The organism is Litchfieldella anticariensis FP35 = DSM 16096 (assembly GCF_000409775.1).
Lineage (GTDB): Bacteria > Pseudomonadota > Gammaproteobacteria > Pseudomonadales > Halomonadaceae > Litchfieldella > Litchfieldella anticariensis.
Genome location: NZ_KE332388.1, coordinates 421932 through 434578 on the forward strand (window position 1 = coordinate 421932; position 12647 = coordinate 434578).

The window sequence follows — 12647 nt, forward strand, 5'->3', positions numbered from 1 at the left end:
CAACGAAGTAATTGAGGGGAATACTGAATTAGCACGGACATTTATTCCGTGTTTCTTGAGGCAGAAGTATCGCGAAACCGCCTGATCAGGCCGCTTGGCGATACTCCCGCCCCTTGCCCTTGCGGGAATAGCTTCCCTTGCCCTTCTTGGGCTTCTGCTGCTGCATCTTGAACATCGGAGTGCGTAGCTGCGCCTTCAAGGCGTTGTCGCGAATCTTAGGTTTCTTCATCGAAAGTCTCCTGTGTTGAACGCGGCGATGATATGCCAATCATCATGGTGTTTTCCACCCGGCGACGGTGGCATTCAGCCCGTGCATCGGTTATTGATTAACCTCTACCGATGCATGACCAAGGAGAGCAATCGCATGAGCGTGGAATCCGTTCGTCGATTTTTCGCCGAACAGGCCCCGGATATCGAGGTCATCGAGCTGGATGTCAGCACCGCCACCGTGGATCTGGCCGCCAAAGCACATGGCGTGGCACCGGGGCAGATCGCCAAGACGCTAGCCTTTCGTGTCGGCGAGCGGCAAGTGCTGGTGGTCGCCAGTGGCGACGCGCGGTTCGATAATCGCAAGCTGCGGGAAACTTTCGATAGCAAGGCGAAAATGCTGGATGCCGAGACGGTGCTGGAATTGACCGGCCATCCAGTGGGTGGCGTCTGTCCGTTCGGGCTGGCCACGCCGCTGCCAGTCTATTGCGACGAGTCGCTCAAGGCTTACTCTGAAGTGTTGCCGGCCGCTGGCTCGCAGCACACTGCCGTACGCCTGTGCCCCGAACGGCTGGCAGAGCTGGTCGAGGCCGAGTGGGTGGATGTATGCAAGCTGCCGGTGGCGGCAGCGGGCGAATGAATCGCTAGATTCTTCAAGTTATCCAAGAAGCCGAATTCTAGACGTTATCGGCTCAGGCCGAGTTCAGGGTCATGACTGGCCATGCTGAGCAAGTCCATATTTCCGATACCTGACCAGAGAGGGTCCCAAGCATGGCAGTGAAGCACGATATTCCCACCGCGAAAGGGCTTATCGACGCGCCGGTCTCCGCAACTGATCGTGCCGACACCTGCATGCAACGTTCGCTCGGGACAGGGGAAGAAACGCTCCCCGAATCACAAGAGAAGTGACGATATACATGCACGTTCCCACACCGCCGGAGCCGTCATGCCCAATGGAACCAGTGCCAGACCCGAGAATGGCCGAGCGATCATGGCCGAGGATGAGCGTATCCTCACCACAGCAACACCTAACGCTACCGATCCCTCGCCATGGTTGCGCGCCGCCCCTGCAGCCTTTCTGCTGCTCTGGTCGCTGGGCTTTCCCGTCGCCAAGATCGGCACTGCCTATGTCGACCCCATCGTTTTTCTGACATTACGCTTTGCGCTAGTACTCGTGGTGCTGGCACCGCTGGTTATCTGGCTGCGCCCGCCCCTGCCCACGCGGCGAATCGACTGGCTGCACCTGTGCGTAGTCGGCATCCTGATCCAGACGGTCTACTTTGGGTTCTGCTACACCGCCTTCGCGCTAGGCACCTCGGCGGGTACCGTGGCATTGGTGGTTTCACTGCAGCCGGTTCTTGTCGCGCTACTGGCCCCGGCCCTGGTCAAGGAAGTGATCGGCCTGAAGCGATGGGTCGGTTTCGTGTTGGGTCTGGCAGGAGCCGCAATCGTCATCCTCGGTCGCTCGACGATCGAAGCCACCTCGCTACTAGGGTTAGCCAGTTCCATTGCGGCCCTGCTAGGCATCACCGCCGCTACCCTTTACGAGAAGCGCTTCAGCGTGGCGCAGCATCCCGTCACCGCCAACACGGTGCAATACGCGGCTGGCCTGATCACCACCCTGCCGCTAGGGCTGTTGTTCAGCAGCCTGCACATCACCTGGGCCGGAGAAATGATCGCTGCCCTCGCCTATCTGGTGATCGGCAATTCCCTGATTGCCATTACCCTGCTGTTGGCGATGATACGTCGCGGGGAAGCCTCGCGGGTCTCGGCACTGTTTTATCTAGTGCCACCTTGCGCCGCGCTGCTTTCATGGTTACTGATCGATGAAGCGATGCCGCCGCTAGCCTGGGTGGGCATGGCCGTGGCGGCAGTTGGTGTCGTCATTGCTACCCGCAAGTAATTACGGTGGCGCAATGACCTGAAAGGAATGCGAGCGGCGAACGAGGATGAGAGTTTACCAGTCATGCAACCACACCTATTTTATTCTACGCTGAGTGGGCTTGTTCATCCCGGAAAACAATTTCTATGCCCGTGACTATCGGAAAACAGTCACTTGCCGGCATGACCGCACTGACTTGACCAGCACATTCTTCCCTGGAATATCGCCCTTAGTCACTGAATGACACATGCAAAGGACTGCATATGAAGAGCAATAAATTTCACTTCATGGAGACATGGACGGTTCCCGGTTATTCGCCGGAAGAGATATGGGCAGCTATATCGACAGCGCACCCTTGTCATCTACCTCGCTGGTGGGATGGTGTTTATCTGCAAGTCAAGCCTTTGGAAGGAGCTGATAGACTGAGCGTAGGTGCACGAGCTTGGGTGAAAGCACGTGGTTTCTTGCCTTACAAACTGCGGTTTCTTCTTGAGGTCTCGGCGTTGGAGCCCAACTCCAGGATCGAAGTTCGTAGCCAAGGGGACCTCGAAGGAGTGTGGTGTGCACAGTTGAAGGAGTATGAAGATGGTTCATGTATCGGCCTCGAATGGAAGGTTACCGTTAATAAGCCTATCGTCCGTTTACTATCGCCACTGTTGAAACCGGTGTTTGCGCGAAACCACATCTGGACTACACCACGCGGCGAAGCTGGACTACGTGCCTACATGCAGCATCATGCTGGGACACTCCAGTTTCCCGAAGGAGAAAAGACCACGTTTGGCTGTTATACGCTTGAAACACACAACAGTCATAGCGGCTGCCCCTGACGTCGTCTTTGCCTATGTTGCCGATTTGCGCAATGAACGACGTTGGCAGCCTGACATCAAAGCGCTGATTCCTGTTACAGAGGGAACGTTCAGCCGTGGTTCCCGTTTCATTGAGGTCCGGCACAGCTTCGGCATCCGCTTTCGTTGGGAATTCGAAATTACCAACTTGAATCCAGGCAAGGGTATACACGTCATCAGTCACGGCGGGCGTTGCCCCTACCATGGCAGCCGCATATTTTCTGCCGTCCCCGGGGGAACATGCGTGATCGAACAAGGCGAATTGCAACTGCCAGGCGTACCACAGTGCTCCTCGCCACTGATCACTTGGTTGTCACAGCGATCGATTCGCAACGCTTATGCTCGACTGAAAACGTTACTCGAGGGCGGTTCCAGACTCACTTAAGCCCTCTCCCTTCACCGATTGCCGTCAGCACTCACTCCGACTGGCTTGCACTGCCGGACTCATCTCGACCATCCGTACCACGCTGCCGACCACGATCAAGCACGGTGATGGCAGTGGCCGCTCGGCGAGCTTGGCTGGCATATCGGCCAAGGTACCGGTGAGCGCTTGTTGCTCGGGTAGGCTGGCGTTGGCGACGAGCATGATCGGCCAGTCGTCGGGGAGTCCGGCGCGGCGCAACCCGGCGCAGATGGCGTCGACCTTGGACAGCCCCATGTAGAACACCAAGGTCTCGTCCTGACGGGCAAGTGATGTCCAGTCGGGTTCGCCGCCCTCGCGACACAGTTGGGCGGTAATGAAACGCAGTTGCTGGGCATGGGCACGGTCGGTGAGCGGGATGCCCATGCTGGCACAGGCGGCCGAGGCGGCAGTGATGCCGGGAACGATCTCGGCGGGCACCCCGGCATCGGCGAGCGCGGCGAGTTCTTCGCCCATGCGCCCGAACACGCCCGGATCGCCACCCTTGAGACGCACCACCGACTTGCCCTGCCCTGCCAATTCAACCAGCAATGCGCCGATCTCGGCCTGGGGTACGCTGTGATGACCGCGGGCCTTGCCCACATAGTAGCGCTCACGACCGGCGGGAATCAGTGCCAACACATCGTCGCCAACCAATCGGTCGTAAACCACGGCATCGGCCTGTTGCAGCAGCCGCGCTGCCTTGAGGGTCAGCAGTTCCACATCGCCACTGCCAGCGCCGACCAGATAAACGGTACCGGGGCGGCAGTCGCCGCGCAACGGCAGGCGTGGGGTCAACGCATCGTGGCTTCCCTTGACACTTGCGAGATAATGACCAGCCGTGCGTCCCAAACGCGCCATGGCGCTGACGGCACTGCTCAACGTCTCAGGCAACATCAACGACTTCAGGCTTTTGCTCAGAGCGCGCATGGGACCTCTCCTCTTCGATCAGGGATTTCAATTCAGGGATGCACGAGCCGCACTGGGTACCGCAGGCCAGCCGCGCTCCCAACGCCTCGACGCTGGTGTCGCCACCGCGAATGGCCTCGACGATGGCCTTCTGGCCCACCTGGTGGCAACTGCACACCAGCGGCCCGCTATCAGCTTCGCCGGCTTCGCACCCAGCCAGTAGTCGGCGACGCGCGTCCTTGCCCAACTGAGCCTCGGCGAAACGCTCGTCAAGCCAAGCCAAACCGGGAAGCTCGGCAGGCGGGGCAACCATCAGCCACCAGCGCAAGCGGCCGTTATCGATCCCGGCAGCCCGCAGACGACCGCTGGCGGGGTCGTCGCACCATAGTGTCGGCGCCACCGGCAACCTCTGTTGTACCCAGGCCAGCCAATCGCGAGCTTCGTTCTCACCACCCGCCAGTTGCCAGCGCTGACAGTTGGCCAAGGGAATGCGTGCCCAGTAGACGGCTTCCTCACGCCATGTCGCATCACTGGCCAAGTCACCGGCCACCAGCAACGTGGCTTCCCAATCCGTATCGAGTGGCGCAAGTGACACCGCACCATGCTTGGATTCCGGCTGCCCGGAAACCGGGTCCAGATGCGCCTCGAGCAGGCTGCCCATACGCGCGTTGCCACTGAAGCGGTCGGTCCAGTGCATGGGCACGAACACCTCGCCACGGCGCTGGCTGTTGGAGACCCGCACCCGACCTCGATATTCGCCGTTAGGGCTCGTGAGACAAGCCAGCTGCTGGTCGCCGATACCATGCGACGAGGCATCGTCGGGATGCACCTCGATGAAAGGCTCGGCGCGGTGATTCATCAGCCGTGGCGCCCGGCCCGTGCGCGTCATGGTATGCCACTGGTCGCGCACCCGGCCGGTGTTGAGTCGCAACGGACGCGCTTCGCTGAGTGTCTGGGCCGGCCCCTGCGGGCGTACCGGTATCAGTTTGGCTCGGCCATCCGGCGTGGCGAAGCGGCCATCTTCAAACAGCCGCGCCGTACCCTGGGGTGCGCTGGCGTTGACCGGCCATTGAATCGGTGAGAGGGCGTCGTAAGCCGTGCGGTCAAGGCCGGCAAGGCCAGAAATATCGAACAGCCGGAAGCCTTCGCCCTCATTTTCGAAGCCGGAGAGTCGCGCATGTTCGTCGAAGATCTGGCATGGGTGGGCATAGGCGAAGGCTTCGCCAAAACCCAGTCGCTTGGCGACCTCGACCATGATCCACCAGTCGTGGCGTGCTTCCCCTGGTGGTGGCAGGATGCCGCGCTGGCGCGAAATGCGACGCTCGGAGTTGGTCACGGTGCCGTTTTTTTCCGACCACGAGGACGCCGGCAACACGATATCGGCATATTCCAGCAGATCGGTATCAGCCATGCACTCGGAGACGATCACCAACGGGCATTTCTCCAAGGCACGGCGTACCCGATTGGCGTCAGGCAGGCTGACCGCCGGGTTGGTAGCCATGATCCACAGTGCCTGGATTTCGCCACGCTCGATGGCCTCGAACAGCTCCACTGCCTTGTACCCCGGCCCTTGCGGGAGGTCCGGCGTCAGCGAGTCGGTAGACCAGAAGCGTGTCACGCGGTCGATGGCGCCGGGGGTGTGATAGTCCATGTGGGCGGCGAGCTGGTTGGCAAGCCCACCTACTTCACGACCGCCCATGGCATTGGGTTGACCGGTGATCGAGAATGGCCCCGCGCCGGGTAGGCCGATCTTGCCGCCGGCCAGGTGACAATTGATGATCGCATTGCTCTTGTCGGTACCGCTGGACGACTGATTGACGCCCTGGGAATAGAGCGTCACCACATGCAGTTGGCTGGCGAACCAATAGTAGAAGGTCTGCAGGCGCTCGGGATCGACGTCGCAATCGGCGGCGATGGCCTCGATGCTGGTGTCATCCTCGCGGGCCGCCGCCAAGGCCCCTTCCAGGCCTTGGGTATGGGCATCGAGATAGACGTGGTCCAGGCGCTTCTTGTCGGCCATCCACGCCAGCAGGCCGTTGAACAAGCGGGCGTCGCTGCCGGGTTTTAGGCCCAAATAGAGGTCGGCAATCTCACAGGTGTCGGTGACGCGTGGATCGATCACCACTACCCGCATCAGTGGGTTGCGGGTCTTCGCCGTACGCAGGCGCTGATAAAGCACCGGGTGGTTCCAGGCCAGGTTGGAGCCAACCAGCACTACCAGTTCGGCGTCCTCCAGGTCCTCGTAGCTGCACGGTACGGCATCGGCGCCGAAGGCGCGCTTGTAGCCGGCCACCGCCGAGGCCATGCACAGCCGCGAGTTGGTATCCAGATGCGGCGTGCCGAAGAAGCCCTTGAACAGCTTGTTGGCGACGTAGTAGTCCTCGGTCAATAACTGCCCGGAGAGATAAGCGGCCACCGACTCATCGCCATGAGTAGCACGCACAGCGGCAAGCCGCTCGGCCACAGCATCGAGCGCGGTGCCCCAATCGACATCGACTCCATCGACCCGAGGCCGCGTCAGGCGCCCGTGATGGCCCAAGGTTTCATGCAACGCCGAACCCTTGACGCATAGCCGGCCGAAGTTGGCCGGATGGTCGCGGTCGCCTTCGACATGCTGAATGGTGTTGCCGTCATGGTCGACCGTCACGCCACAGCCGACACCACAATAGGGACACGTCGTAGACGCTTGCATGACCTTCCCTCCTTAACGCAAGGGGGCCTGACACTGCTAGCAGCGTCAGGCCCCCTTGCCTTGTATCACGAACGTCTTCATCCCTTGAGCGCCGCCGTTGGCGCCACCGCCAAGTTGGCGATGATGGGCAGAACACGAATTGGAAAATGTTATGTCATGGGTAGCAAACTCCTGACCATCATCTGACAAACCCTTTAATTTCACTCAATTACCAAAGACACACTGCCAACAGGTCAGTATTTCTCGTATAGGAACCATATTCCGTGCGCCATGCTGGTGCATTTTTCTCCCGCCATGCACGGCAGAAGATCATCATCTCCTTCACTCATTCTTTCTTGCTTGCTCGCCTAACTAGTAATTCTTTGATTTTTATTGTCTATCAAATTTTTCGGCACGCTATTCGCTTTGATCAGGACAAACGCGGTAATCGCGGATCAAAGACGATTCCTAAAGCTGACTACCGCCCGCTGGTCACAGGCCAGCAATACGACACAAGCAAAGCTGTCGCAAATTCAGGCAATGGCGCCTGGCGCAAGTGGACCCGAGGTCCCTAGCGTCAGGCGCCATTGTCGTTTGTAGGGGAGAGACATGAGCGAGCACCTGCTGATCATCGGCAACGGCATGGCCGGACACCGCCTGGTGGAGACCCTGCTCAAGAAACCAACGCGCCCAACTCGGATTACCGTGATCGGCGCGGAACAGGCACCAGCCTATAACCGTATTCTGCTGTCGCCCTGGCTGGCCGGCGAGACACAGCGTCAGGCACTGACACTGCGTGATGCCGCGTGGTACGAGGAACAAGGAGTCGAACTGATCCTCGGCGAGCGCGTCGAGCAAATCGATCGCCGCGCGCGTACGGTAACCACCGCCGCTGGGCGCCAGATCGGCTATGACCGCCTGGTGTTGGCCACCGGCTCGCGCCCCTTCATACCGCCAGTGCCTGGCACCAACCTCGATGGTGTGCATGGCTTCCGCGATCTCGACGATGCCGAATCGCTGACTCGCGCTGCCGAACACAGCGGCCAAGCAGTGGTGATCGGTGGCGGCCTGCTGGGGTTGGAAGCCGCCGAGGGCCTGAGAAAACGCGGCATGGCCGTGAGCGTGGTGCAACGCGACGACCGCCTGATGAATCGCCAGCTCGATGTCACCGCTGCCGGACTGCTCGAAAGCGAACTCGAAAGCCGCGGCCTGAAGATCGTGACCAACGGCAGCCTGGTTTCCCTACAAGACGACGGTAACGGTCAAGTCGCCGGCGCTTGGCTCGAGGACGGCCGTTTCCTGGCCGCTGACTGCGTAGTGATCGCCGCTGGGATCGTCCCCAATGTCGCACTGGGCCGTGCCGCCGGACTCGAGGTCAATCGTGCCATCGTCGTCGACGAGCTGCTGACCAGTTCCGACCCCATGATCCATGCCGTGGGGGAATGCTGCGAATTCCAGGGCCTGACCTATGGCCTGGTGGAGCCCATCTGGCGCCAGGTCGACGTCCTGGCCGCCCATCTGTGTGGCGAGCCGGTCACTGGCTACGTCGAACGCCCCACCGCCACCAAGCTCAAGATCAGCGGCGTCTCTCTCTATTCCTTCGGTCGCATCGACGCCGATCACGACCACGAGGTGCTGACCTACCACGATCCCCAGCATGGCGACTATCGCCGCCTGCTGCTGCGCGATGGCCATATTGAGGGCGCCGTGCTCTACGGCGACACCGCTGCCGGCCCCTGGTACTTCGAACAATCGCTGGCCGGTCGCGACGTCCGGCCCTGCCGCCAGGCACTGCTGTTCGGTGCCAGCGATGCCAAACCGTTTCTCGAATCCCCCATCCCCCTCGAGGAGGAGGCCGCATGAACGTCTCGCATTCCGACAAACAGCAGTTGATCGTCATCGGTAACGGCATGGTCGGCCACCACCTGGTCGAGCAACTCATCGAACGTGGCGCCACCGAAGCGTATCGAATCATCGTGTTCGGCGAAGAACGCCACCTGGCCTACGACCGGGTCCACCTCTCCGAATACTTCGCCGGTCGCGACGCCGAGTCGCTAGCGTTGTGCGCTTCCGACTATTACGCCGAGCATGGCATCGAACTGCGCCTCAGCGAAGCAGTGACCGAGATCGACCGCGACAATGGTGAGGTGGTCACCGACCAAGGTCGTTACTCTTACGACCGATTGGTACTGGCCACTGGCTCCTATCCATTCGTGCCCCCGATCCCCGGTAACGACCGCCCCAACTGCCTGGTTTATCGCACCCTGGAAGACCTCGATGCCATCCGCGCAGCGGCCGAAAAGGCCACGACCGGCGTGGTGGTCGGCGGTGGCCTGCTGGGCCTGGAAGCGGCCAATGCCCTGCGCGGGCTGAACCTGGATACCGCGGTGGTGGAATTCGCTCCCCGGTTGATGCCGATGCAGGTCGACAGTGAAGGCGGCGAACTGCTGCGCGAGAAGATCGAATCGCTGGGGGTACAAGTGCTGACCGAACGCGCCACCCAACGCATCGAGGATGGCGAAGCCAGCTTCCATCGCATGGTATTCCAGGACGACAAGGTGCTGGAGACCGACCTGATCGTGTTCTCCGCCGGAATTCGCCCACGCGATGAATTGGCCCGCGACAGTGGCCTGGAAATGGGCGAGCGCGGCGGCGTGGTGGTCGACGACCACTGTCTGACCAGCGATCCCACGATTCTCGCCGTGGGCGAAGTGGCGCTGTGGAACAACAGCATCTTCGGCCTGGTCGGCCCCGGCTATCAGATGGCCAAGGCTGCCGCCGACACCTTGACCCAAGGCGAACTGACCTTCCGTGGCGCCGACATGAGCACCAAGCTCAAGCTACTCGGCGTCGATGTAGGCTCGATCGGCGATGCCCACGGCGACCGCTCGCCCGGTGCGCGCATGTTCCGCTATCTGGACCAGATCAAGCAGGAGTATCGCAAGCTGGTGGTTTCCAGCGACGGCAAGAAGCTGCTCGGTGCCATGCTGGTCGGTGACAACAGCTACTACGACACCTTGATGCAGTACTACAGCAATGGCCTGGAGCTGCCCGCGGACCCAGCCTCGCTGATCCTGCCAAGCACCGAAGGTGCTCCTACCCTCGGCGCCGATGCACTTCCCGAAACGGCCACCATCTGCTCCTGCCATAACGTCACCAAGGGCGATGTCTGCGCCTCCATCGATACCGGCGCCACCGACCTCGGGGCAGTCAAGGCCGAAACCAAGGCCAGCACCGGCTGCGGCGGCTGCGCGGCACTGCTCAAGAGCGTGGTCGACCATGAACTGGAATCTCGCGGCGTTGAGGTCGACAAGTCGATCTGCGAACACTTCGCCTATACCCGCCAGGAGCTCTACGGCATCGTGCGCGTCGAAGGCATCAAGACCTTCAGCGAGCTGATCAAGAAGCACGGGCGCGGCCTGGGCTGCGATATCTGCAAGCCGGCGGTGGCCTCGATCCTGGCCTCGTGCTTCAACGAGCCGATCACCGATGCCTCGCACATCCCACTGCAGGACACCAACGACACCTTCATGGCCAACATGCAGAAGAACGGCACCTATTCGGTGGTGCCGCGCGTGCCTGGTGGCGAGATCACCCCTGACAAGCTGATCGCACTCGGCGAGGTAGGCAAGAAGTACGGCCTCTACACCAAGATCACCGGTGGCCAGCGCATCGACCTGTTCGGCGCCCAGCTCCACGACCTGCCGGACATCTGGCAGGAACTGATCGATGCCGGCTTCGAAACCGGCCACGCCTACGGCAAGGCCACGCGTACCGTGAAATCCTGCGTCGGCAGCACTTGGTGCCGCTATGGAGTGCAGGACAGCGTGAGCATGGCACTGCATGTCGAGAACCGTTACAAGGGGCTGCGCTCACCGCACAAGCTCAAGTTCGCGGTTTCCGGCTGTACCCGCGAATGCGCCGAGGCACAGAGCAAGGACGTCGGGGTGATCGCCACCGAGAACGGCTGGAACCTCTACGTGTGCGGCAACGGCGGCATGCGCCCGCGTCACGCCGAGCTATTCGCCACCGACCTCGACGACGAGACGCTGATCCAATACATCGACCGCTTCCTGATGTTCTACATCCGCACCGCCGACCGCCTACAGCGCACCTCGGTATGGCGCGAGAACCTCGACGGCGGCCTCGACTACCTCAAGGACGTGATCATCCACGACAGCCTGGGGATCGCCGATGAACTCGAGAAGCAGATGCAGGACGTGGTGGATCGCTACGAATGCGAATGGGCCAACGCGCTCAAGGACCCGGAAAAGCTCAAGCGCTTCCGCAGCTACGTCAACGACGATCGCCCCGATCCCAATATCATCGTGACGGAGGAGCGCGGCCAACTGCGCCCCGCTTGATTTGCGCTGAAACGGTCTGCGCTCGCTCAGGCAGCGTTAAAAATTCGCTCAAGGTGCTCATTTAACACCAGTAAACTCCGCCCTCTCGCGAATTTTTGCTTGCCTGAGCTTCGCTCGACACCTTTCAGCATCAAATCAACAACCGAATAAAACGAGGAACACCTCATGAGTACCGCAACCGCTTTAAAGACCGAGACCGAGGCTGACGTGAGCTGGCAGACACTTTGCACCAAGAACGACCTGGTGGCCTTTTCCGGGGTCGCCGCCTGGATCGAAACCGCCGAGGGCCCGGCCCAGGTAGCGCTGTTCTATTTACCAACCGGCCCGAATACGCCGGGGCTGCCGGGACACGAAACCGAGCTTTATGCCATCGATCACCACGACCCCTTCTCCAAGGCCAACGTCATCGCACGCGGTATCGTCGGCGATCTCAAGGGCCAACCAGTGGTGGCCTCACCCATCTACAAGCAGCACTTCCGGCTCAAGGACGGCGTGTGCCTGGAAGACGAGTCGGTGCAACTGCGCACCTGGCCGGTGCGTTTCGAGGGCGACGAAGTGTGGATCAAGGCGTGAGGGTTGGGTTCAAATTGGAGAGTTGAGGAGAAGCCGCCGGTGACGTTGACGCAGCGAAGCGGAGACAACGGCATCCGCGTGCGCACCTGGTTAACTGCTCTCCAGCATGTAAGCGCGAAGTTGCCGCTCCTCTCTCATTACATAGAGGATGAGCACACGGCTCTCATCTTCTCGGTAAAAAATACGGCAGGGTGGCACTACCACTTCCCTGTAGATGGAATTGGGTAGTTCGGGCGGAACCCGCCCGGACTGAGGAAAGTCTTCCAAGCGCTCAGTGTTGTCGAGAACTTCCTCTACCAGATGGCTTGCTGCCGTGGGGTTATCCAGAGCGATGTACTCAGCGATGGCGTCCAGTTCCTGAAGGGCTGGCTCCGTCCAGATTACTTCAGCCATTTACTCATTTTCTCCCTGGCCTCACTTTGACTGTACGTTCTTTCCTCAAGTACAGCGCGCTCTCCCCGTGAGAGCCCCTCAAGTAGCATAAGCCGGCGCTGCATAAACTCGTAATCCTGTACATCGACGAGATACGCGGATGGCTGACCATGCTCTGTGATCAGTACCGGCTCCTTTGTCATATGCAGGTCTGCCAAAATCTTTGTGGCTTGGCGCTTGAGGTTCGTAACAAGCTCAACTTTCATGGGTTCACCGTGAGTCAGACCAATAAGTGCCACTATAGTATCACTTATCGGGTCAGGCCATCACGGCTAACAGGTATTAGACAGCCGGCGCGTTTATTGACTTGAACGCGCCGGCTGCATAACACGGATGGCAACGAGCCACAGTTTTCACCTTGGTC

General features: G+C 60.4%; 13 protein-coding genes. 8 read left to right on the top strand and 5 right to left on the bottom strand.

Annotated elements, in window-relative coordinates; all coding sequences use genetic code 11:
- Positions 1-85: 85 nt before the first annotated feature.
- The gene (gene arfA, locus L861_RS24085; protein ID WP_016416736.1) at positions 86-229 is read right to left on the bottom strand and encodes an alternative ribosome rescue factor ArfA; all 144 of its coding nucleotides are present in this window, start codon (positions 227-229) and stop codon (positions 86-88) included.
- 135 nt (positions 230-364) lie between these two features.
- Here arfA and L861_RS08915 point away from each other — a divergent pair, with 135 nt between their 5' ends.
- The 4 genes from L861_RS08915 to L861_RS25295 all read left to right on the top strand — a co-directional run bounded on the left by L861_RS08915 (position 365) and on the right by L861_RS25295 (position 3319).
- Positions 365-847, top strand: a complete 483-nt coding sequence (locus tag L861_RS08915; protein WP_016416737.1) for a YbaK/EbsC family protein — start codon at positions 365-367, stop codon at positions 845-847.
- Between the two features lie 306 nt (positions 848-1153).
- Positions 1154-2110, top strand: a complete 957-nt coding sequence (locus tag L861_RS08920) for a DMT family transporter (RefSeq protein WP_016416738.1) — start codon at positions 1154-1156, stop codon at positions 2108-2110.
- A 242-nt stretch (positions 2111-2352) separates the two neighbouring features.
- On the top strand, positions 2353-2916 hold the full coding sequence (locus tag L861_RS24090) for an SRPBCC family protein (RefSeq protein WP_174329829.1): 564 nt from the start codon (positions 2353-2355) through the stop codon (positions 2914-2916).
- The gene (locus tag L861_RS25295; protein WP_144062992.1) at positions 2825-3319 is read left to right on the top strand and encodes an SRPBCC family protein; all 495 of its coding nucleotides are present in this window, start codon (positions 2825-2827) and stop codon (positions 3317-3319) included. The genes L861_RS24090 and L861_RS25295 overlap by 92 nt, the downstream gene beginning before the upstream one ends.
- 24 nt (positions 3320-3343) lie before the next feature.
- Here the strand turns inward: L861_RS25295 and cobA are convergent, their stop codons facing one another.
- Positions 3344-4264 (bottom strand): uroporphyrinogen-III C-methyltransferase, encoded by a 921-nt coding sequence (cobA, locus tag L861_RS08930; RefSeq protein ID WP_016416740.1) that lies wholly within the window; start codon positions 4262-4264, stop codon positions 3344-3346.
- Positions 4221-6935, bottom strand: coding sequence for a nitrate reductase (locus tag L861_RS08935; RefSeq protein WP_016416741.1), 2715 nt, complete (start codon positions 6933-6935; stop codon positions 4221-4223). Before L861_RS08935 ends, cobA begins: the two co-directional genes overlap by 44 nt.
- Positions 6936-7198: 263 nt before the next feature.
- Between L861_RS08935 and L861_RS24475 the strand changes: the two genes are divergently transcribed.
- The 4 genes from L861_RS24475 to nirD all read left to right on the top strand — a co-directional run bounded on the left by L861_RS24475 (position 7199) and on the right by nirD (position 11851).
- Positions 7199-7489 (top strand): hypothetical protein, encoded by a 291-nt coding sequence (locus tag L861_RS24475; protein ID WP_144062993.1) that lies wholly within the window; start codon positions 7199-7201, stop codon positions 7487-7489.
- Between the two features lie 34 nt (positions 7490-7523).
- Positions 7524-8777, top strand: a complete 1254-nt coding sequence (locus L861_RS08940; RefSeq protein ID WP_016416742.1) for an NAD(P)/FAD-dependent oxidoreductase — start codon at positions 7524-7526, stop codon at positions 8775-8777.
- Positions 8774-11278: a nitrite reductase large subunit NirB gene (gene nirB, locus L861_RS08945; protein WP_016416743.1), complete on the top strand. Its 2505-nt coding sequence runs from the start codon at positions 8774-8776 to the stop codon at positions 11276-11278. Before L861_RS08940 ends, nirB begins: the two co-directional genes overlap by 4 nt.
- Before the next feature lie 165 nt (positions 11279-11443).
- Entirely contained in the window at positions 11444-11851 is a 408-nt protein-coding gene (gene nirD, locus L861_RS08950) for a nitrite reductase small subunit NirD (RefSeq protein WP_016416744.1), read from the top strand.
- A 90-nt stretch (positions 11852-11941) separates the two neighbouring features.
- Here the strand turns inward: nirD and L861_RS08955 are convergent, their stop codons facing one another.
- Positions 11942-12244 (bottom strand): type II toxin-antitoxin system RelE/ParE family toxin, encoded by a 303-nt coding sequence (locus tag L861_RS08955; protein WP_016416745.1) that lies wholly within the window; start codon positions 12242-12244, stop codon positions 11942-11944.
- On the bottom strand, positions 12232-12489 hold the full coding sequence (locus L861_RS08960; RefSeq protein WP_016416746.1) for a type II toxin-antitoxin system Phd/YefM family antitoxin: 258 nt from the start codon (positions 12487-12489) through the stop codon (positions 12232-12234). The genes L861_RS08955 and L861_RS08960 overlap by 13 nt, the downstream gene beginning before the upstream one ends.
- Positions 12490-12647: the final 158 nt, after the last annotated feature.

Bases quoted from the DNA above. Each gene is read 5' to 3' on its own strand.
- L861_RS08940 (WP_016416742.1), top strand. From the start codon at position 7,524: ATGAGCGAGCACCTGCTGATCATCGGCAACGGCATGGCCGGACACCGC.
- L861_RS08960 (WP_016416746.1), bottom strand. From the start codon at position 12,489: ATGAAAGTTGAGCTTGTTACGAACCTCAAGCGCCAAGCCACAAAGATT.
- arfA (WP_016416736.1), bottom strand. From the start codon at position 229: ATGAAGAAACCTAAGATTCGCGACAACGCCTTGAAGGCGCAGCTACGC.
- nirB (WP_016416743.1), top strand. From the start codon at position 8,774: ATGAACGTCTCGCATTCCGACAAACAGCAGTTGATCGTCATCGGTAAC.
- L861_RS25295 (WP_144062992.1), top strand. From the start codon at position 2,825: ATGCTGGGACACTCCAGTTTCCCGAAGGAGAAAAGACCACGTTTGGCT.
- L861_RS08915 (WP_016416737.1), top strand. From the start codon at position 365: ATGAGCGTGGAATCCGTTCGTCGATTTTTCGCCGAACAGGCCCCGGAT.
- L861_RS08935 (WP_016416741.1), bottom strand. From the start codon at position 6,935: ATGCAAGCGTCTACGACGTGTCCCTATTGTGGTGTCGGCTGTGGCGTG.
- L861_RS08955 (WP_016416745.1), bottom strand. From the start codon at position 12,244: ATGGCTGAAGTAATCTGGACGGAGCCAGCCCTTCAGGAACTGGACGCC.
- L861_RS24090 (WP_174329829.1), top strand. From the start codon at position 2,353: ATGAAGAGCAATAAATTTCACTTCATGGAGACATGGACGGTTCCCGGT.
- nirD (WP_016416744.1), top strand. From the start codon at position 11,444: ATGAGTACCGCAACCGCTTTAAAGACCGAGACCGAGGCTGACGTGAGC.
- L861_RS08920 (WP_016416738.1), top strand. From the start codon at position 1,154: ATGCCCAATGGAACCAGTGCCAGACCCGAGAATGGCCGAGCGATCATG.
- cobA (WP_016416740.1), bottom strand. From the start codon at position 4,264: ATGCGCGCTCTGAGCAAAAGCCTGAAGTCGTTGATGTTGCCTGAGACG.